This window comes from Bacillus thermozeamaize (assembly GCA_002159075.1).
GTDB classification, from domain to species: domain Bacteria; phylum Bacillota; class Bacilli; order ZCTH02-B2; family ZCTH02-B2; genus Bacillus_BB; species Bacillus_BB thermozeamaize.
This window is the reverse complement of record LZRT01000044.1, coordinates 1-1,656: the sequence shown is the minus strand read 5'-3', so window position 1 is coordinate 1,656 and position 1,656 is coordinate 1. Positions and strand designations below refer to the sequence as shown.

At 57.4% G+C, this 1,656-nt stretch carries 10 tRNA genes and 2 rRNA genes; all 12 read right to left on the bottom strand.

The annotated features are described in order from the left end of the window. Window positions 1-3: 3 nt before the first annotated feature. Window positions 4-77: transfer RNA gene (locus BAA01_11895), tRNA-Gly, on the bottom strand. Between the two features lie 13 nt (window positions 78-90). Beyond that, a tRNA-Pro gene (locus BAA01_11890) sits at window positions 91-167 on the bottom strand. Window positions 168-183: 16 nt separating this feature from the next. Further along, window positions 184-260, bottom strand: a tRNA-Arg gene (locus BAA01_11885). 33 nt (window positions 261-293) lie between these two features. Beyond that, a tRNA-Gly gene (locus tag BAA01_11880) sits at window positions 294-368 on the bottom strand. Between the two features lie 156 nt (window positions 369-524). Beyond that, window positions 525-607 (bottom strand) — tRNA-Leu (locus BAA01_11875). Between the two features lie 99 nt (window positions 608-706). After that, a tRNA-Gln gene (locus BAA01_11870) sits at window positions 707-781 on the bottom strand. A gap of 32 nt (window positions 782-813) precedes the next feature. Beyond that, a tRNA-Val gene (locus BAA01_11865) sits at window positions 814-889 on the bottom strand. Between the two features lies 1 nt (window position 890). Then, a tRNA-Glu gene (locus tag BAA01_11860) sits at window positions 891-965 on the bottom strand. 49 nt (window positions 966-1,014) lie between these two features. Beyond that, window positions 1,015-1,090, bottom strand: a tRNA-Thr gene (locus BAA01_11855). A gap of 7 nt (window positions 1,091-1,097) precedes the next feature. Beyond that, a tRNA-Asn gene (locus BAA01_11850) sits at window positions 1,098-1,173 on the bottom strand. Between the two features lie 57 nt (window positions 1,174-1,230). Beyond that, window positions 1,231-1,347, bottom strand: a 5S ribosomal RNA gene (gene rrf, locus BAA01_11845). A gap of 75 nt (window positions 1,348-1,422) precedes the next feature. Continuing rightward, window positions 1,423-1,656, bottom strand: a 23S ribosomal RNA gene (locus BAA01_11840); the annotation flags it as partial.

Genomic DNA, 1,656 nt, shown 5'->3' with positions numbered 1-1,656 from the left:
CCATGGAGCGGGTGATGGGAATCGAACCCACGACAACAGCTTGGAAGGCTGTGGTTTTACCACTAAACTACACCCGCGTTCCCTTTATGGTGGTCGGGACGACATGATTCGAACATGCGACCCCCTGGTCCCAAACCAGGTGCTCTGCCAAGCTGAGCTACGTCCCGTTTTTGCCGAAAAGAATGGCGTGCCCTGAGAGACTCGAACTCCCGACCTTTTGATTCGTAGTCAAACGCTCTATCCAGCTGAGCTAAGGGCACGCGCGGCGAAAAAAGTATGGAAAGGTTGAGGAATGGAGCGGACGACGGGACTCGAACCCGCGACCCTCGCCTTGGCAAGGCGATGCTCTACCACTGAGCCACGTCCGCAGATTGGGGTACGCATCCTTGCCCGACAAAGCCGCATCTTCGAATGCGACAGTAAATAATGTACCAAAAAAATCGGCAAAAATCAAATGCGATTCCTGGCAACACGGCCGGCGCCGCAAACAAAAAACCCTTGGCCGTCAAGGGTTTTGATGTTCCTGGTGCGCGTGGAGGGATTTGAACCCCCACGGTTTCCCGCCAGATCCTAAGTCTGGTGCGTCTGCCAATTCCGCCACACGCGCAGAGCCAAAAGCAACGCTGCTTCGCGTCCCTTTCGTCCCGGTGCCGCGGCTTTCCGCGCGGTCCGGCGACTTCCCGGACGCGCCTGGATAAAGGAAAGGTGGCTGGGGATCCAGGATTCGAACCTGGGAATGACGGAGTCAAAGTCCGTTGCCTTACCGCTTGGCTAATCCCCAGCGAACGTCAACCCGACAACACGGCTTCTTCCTGGTGGAGGCTGACGGGGTCGAACCGCCGACCTTCTGCTTGTAAGGCAGACGCTCTCCCGGCTGAGCTAAGCCTCCATGGTGACCCGTAGGGGATTCGAACCCCTGTTACCTCCGTGAAAGGGAGGTGTCTTAACCACTTGACCAACGGGCCATAGCAACGCTTACACGTATCTATATATAAAAGATCATTATAGATAAAGTGGAGCTCCCAACCGGGCTCGAACCGGTGACCTCATCCTTACCATGGATGCACTCTACCTACTGAGCTATGGGAGCTTGTGTATGGCTCCCCGAACAGGACTCGAACCTGTGACTCCTCGGTTAACAGCCGAGTGCTCTACCAGCTGAGCTATCGGGGAACGAGCCGATCGGTTCGGGGGTGTTTTCTATTTAAAATTATATCATAAAATCAGCCGGCCTGGCAGCGTCCTACTCTCCCAGGACCTCCCGGTCCAAGTACCATCGGCGCTGGAGGGCTTAACGGCCGTGTTCGGAATGGGAACGGGTGTTTCCCCTCCGCCATCACCACCAGACCGGCTGTCGGGCGCAGCACGCTTGGGCGTCTTGCGCCCTGAAAACCGGATGGGAAGCTTGAAGCAGGGCAAGGCAAGGATAAGCCCTCGACCGATTAGTACCCGTCAGCTCCACGCGTTGCCGCGCTTCCACCCCGGGCCTATCGACCTGGTGTTCTCCCAGGGGTCTTACCTCCTTGACGGAGTGGGAAATCTCATCTCGGGGCGGGCTTCGCGCTTAGATGCTTTCAGCGCTTATCCCTTCCGCACTTGGCTACTCAGCGGTGCTCCTGGCGAAACAACTGGTACACCAGCGGTGCGTCCGTCCCG